The following is a 2,552-nucleotide window of genomic DNA, read 5'->3' on the forward strand; positions in this document are numbered from 1 at the left end:
CGCGCTTGGGGCCGCTACCGCCGAAAGCAGGGGCGCGTGCGCCTGATCGACGGCCTGCAGGCCTATGAACACGGCCACTGGCAGCGCGCGGAAAAGCTGCTGGACAGCGCCGCTGCCGACCCGGAAGTGAGCGCGGTGGCGCTGGCCAATGCGGTTCGCAGTGCGCAGTCACGTGCCGATGCCGCCGCCGGTGAAACGCTGCTGCAGCGCCTGGGCGAGCGCGATGCCACCCTGCAGGCGCTGCTGCGCGCCGAGCAGTTGCTGGCACGTGATCTGCCGGTGGACGCGATCAACGTACTGGACGTGGCGGCGATCCAGCCGCTGCCGCCGCGCGGCCTGTGGCTGCGCACCGAAGCGCTGGCGCAGGCCGGGCGCGCGCACGAGGCTTACGGCCAGCTGGGCGCGTTGCGGCAGAGCAAGGTGCTGCCGGCGGACGCCAACAGTGAACTGGAAGCCCGCTTGGCCGCGCAGGCCCTGCTGGAAGCGGGCGACGTGAACGCGCTGGCCGCGCAGTGGGAAGCCACGCCGAAGGCGCTGCGCCCCACCCCGGACGTGGTGGCCGCCTATGCCACCCGCGCCGTGGCCCTTGATTGGGACGAGCCGGCGCTGCTGGCCCTGGAACAGGCACTGGACCATCGCTGGGACGACGAACTGGTGGGGCTGTATGGCCGCCTGCCCGCCGAGCGCCTCGCCACCCGCCAGGCGAACCTGGCGCGTTGGCGCAACGTGCATGGGGATTCCGCCGCGCTGCGCCTGGCGCAGGGTCGTATCGCCCTGGCCCAGCAGCAGTGGGAGGCCGCTGATGCGTTCCTGCACGAAGCCATTGCTGCCGGGGTCGGTGCGCCGGCCTGGGAAGCCTTGGGTGAAGCGTTTGCCCAGCGCGGCGAACACGCGCTGGCCGCCCAGTGCCTGGCCAATGCGCTGCGCCTGCAGCGTGGCGAGGACAGCGTGGCGCTGGTGCATGCCGCCGATACCGTGCCGCGCAGCACGGTGGAAGACCTGCCCACTAACGCGCAGCCGCCGGTGTATGACGCCAACAAAGAGCGCTGAAGTGTGCCGACCAACGGTCGGCACCCACCCGGAACGGTAGATCCACGCCATGCGTGGATGATGTGCCCGGAGCAACAGAAAACGCCGCCCATCGAGGCGGCGTTTTTGCAGGTAGATCCACGCCATGCATGGATGCTCTTCGGGCAGTGGCGATCAGCGTTCGACGATCGCCACCACGCCCATGCCGCCAGCGGTGCAGATCGACACCAGCGCGCGGCCACCGCCGCGTTCGGCCAGCTGCTTGGCTGCGGTCGCGATCACGCGGGCGCCGGTGGCGGCGAACGGGTGGCCGGTGGCCAACGACGAGCCCAGCAGGTTGATCTTGTCCGGGTCGATGCGGCCCATCGGTGCATCCAGGCCCAGGCGATTGCGGCAGTAATCCTCGCTCTCCCACGCGCGCAGCGTGCACAGCACCTGCGCGGCGAAGGCTTCGTGGATCTCGTAGATGTCGAAGTCCTGCAGGGTCAGGCCGTTGCGCTTGAGCATTTCCGGCACGGCCACGGTCGGCGCCATCAGCAGGCCTTCGCCATGCACGAAATCAACGGCCGACACGTGTGCATCGCGCAGGTAGGCCTGCGGTTCATGGCCGTGCGCGCGCGCCCATTCCTCGCTGGCCAGCAGCACCGCGGCGGCACCGTCGGTCAGCGGCGTGGAGTTGGCGGCAGTGAGGGTGCCACGGCCGGACACCTTGTCGAAGGCCGGCTTCAGCGTCGCCAGCTTTTCCAGCGAGGTGTCCGCACGCAGGATGTTGTCGCGCTCGACGCCACGGAACGGCGCGATCAGGTCGTTGAAGAAGCCGCGCTCATACGCGGCGGCCAGCTTCTTGTGCGAGGACACCGCCCATTCGTCCTGCGAATCGCGCGAGATGTTCCACTCCTTGGCCATGTCCTCGCAGTGGTCGCCCATGCTCTTGCCGGTACGCGGCTCGGCCACGCCGGGGAATTCGGGCTTGAGTTCGGAAAGCTTGAAGCCGGAGGTGAGCGCGCGGATCTTGTCGCCGGTGCTCTTGGCACGGTTGGCGGCCAGCAGGCGCGCGCGCAGCTTCCTGCCATAGACGATCGGCACGTCGGAGGTGGTGTCCGAGCCGCCGCCGATGCCCGATTCAATCTGGCCCAGGGCGATCTTGTTGGCCACCGTGATGATGCTGTCCAGCGAGGTGCCACAGGCGCGCTGCAGGGTGAGGCCCGGGGTCAAAGGCGACAATCCGGAGGAGAGCGTGGCTTCGCGGCCCAGGTTCCAGTCGCTGGAATGCTTGATGACCGCGCCCATGGCCACTTCACCCAGCTGCTGGCCGTGCAGGCCGAAGCGTTCGACCAGCGCGCCCAGCGTACGGACCGACATGCCGAGGTTGCCGACATCCGAGTACGCGGTGTTCTGGCGGCAGAACGGAATGCGGACGCCACCGAGGATGGCGACGGGACGAGCGTTGGGCATGGAGATACCTGGACAACGCCACGCCGGGCCTGAAGGCCTATCTGACCCGCGACAGCGACGTGTTCATC

The 2,552-nt window shown here is 69.0% G+C and carries 2 protein-coding genes; one reads left to right on the forward strand and one right to left on the reverse strand.

Going from position 1 to position 2,552, the window contains the following annotated elements; genetic code table 11:
- A partial coding sequence (locus ACQKDV_RS19070; RefSeq protein ID WP_427785804.1) for a heme biosynthesis protein HemY occupies positions 1-1,050 on the forward strand: 1,050 nt, incomplete at its 5' end.
- A gap of 153 nt (positions 1,051-1,203) precedes the next feature.
- Here ACQKDV_RS19070 and ACQKDV_RS19075 read toward each other — a convergent pair.
- On the reverse strand, positions 1,204-2,484 hold the full coding sequence (locus ACQKDV_RS19075) for an acetyl-CoA C-acetyltransferase (protein WP_427785805.1): 1,281 nt from the start codon (positions 2,482-2,484) through the stop codon (positions 1,204-1,206).
- Positions 2,485-2,552: the final 68 nt, after the last annotated feature.

The organism is Stenotrophomonas sp. NPDC077659 (assembly GCF_050268705.1).
Taxonomy (GTDB): domain Bacteria; phylum Pseudomonadota; class Gammaproteobacteria; order Xanthomonadales; family Xanthomonadaceae; genus Stenotrophomonas.